1 protein-coding gene is annotated in these 1,016 nt (G+C 26.8%); it reads right to left on the bottom strand.

Going from position 1 to position 1,016, the window contains the following annotated elements; translation table 11 throughout:
• Positions 1 to 152 precede the first annotated feature (152 nt).
• Positions 153 to 1,016: transposase (locus LQE93_RS16730; protein ID WP_231074579.1), on the bottom strand; the 864-nt coding region annotated here is incomplete at its 5' end.

A 1,016-nucleotide genomic window follows, 5' to 3' on the forward strand; every position in this document is an offset into this window, starting at 1 on the left:
GCTGTCTCTGAAATGATTTTTAAAATCATTTCAGTAGACGGTCTTTTTATTTTTTATTCATATATTTATATGAAATTATTTCTAAATGAACAAGTTTTTTGACACGACAAATAGGAGGTTATAAACCTCCTATTCTCTGTAAAAATATACCTTTACGCTATTTTCTTTTCATGCAATAATATACCATTTCTATTTTGACTCATCTTATTAAAGAGTTTTTGAATATTATAAGCAAAGCTCAAAAGTGCAAATTCAGTTTTAATATTATTTTTTCCTCTTGATAAAAATCTTCTAAAACCATAATCTTGTTTTAATACTCCAAAAGCTCCTTCGACCTGAATAGATCTATTCATTCTTAATAACTTTCCTTTTTCAGTCGAGATATTTTCTAATGAAGTTTTACGTTTTTTTACAAAATCTTTTGATACATGTAGGCGTTTATTTCCTTTTGCTTTAGTACATTTACTTTTATAAGGACACTCATTACAGTTTTCACTTTCGTAAATTGTAACATTGGATTTATAGCCAGATTTAGAAGTTTTTATTTTACTTGATATAGGTACTAATTTATTGCCATATGCACATATATAATAATCATTTTCTTCATCATAAATCATATTTTCTCTTTTACTTATATCAACTTTAAACTTTTTATTTTTTGATTTCTCGTAGTTTTGAGGCTTTATGTATGATTTTTGATTATGTTTTGATAAGTACATATAATTTTCTTCACTTTCGTAGCCGGCGTCAGCGATAACATTTTCAAATTTCTTTGGTAAATCTTTTTCTAGTTTATCTAAGAAGGGTATAAAAGTTAATTGATCTGATCTTTCACTAGAAATATCTATACCAACAATATATTCACCCTCTACCCCTATTTGAATATTATAACCAGGTTTTAATTGGCCGTTTTGCATATGGTCATCTTTCATATGCATGAAAGTCGCGTCTTTATCTGTTTTAGAGAAGCTATTACGACCATCAAATATACTATTATAGTTATCATATTTGATTTG

The organism is Clostridium sp. NSJ-145 (genome assembly GCF_021044725.1).
In the GTDB taxonomy this organism is placed as follows: Bacteria; Bacillota; Clostridia; order Clostridiales; family Clostridiaceae; genus Clostridium; species Clostridium disporicum_B.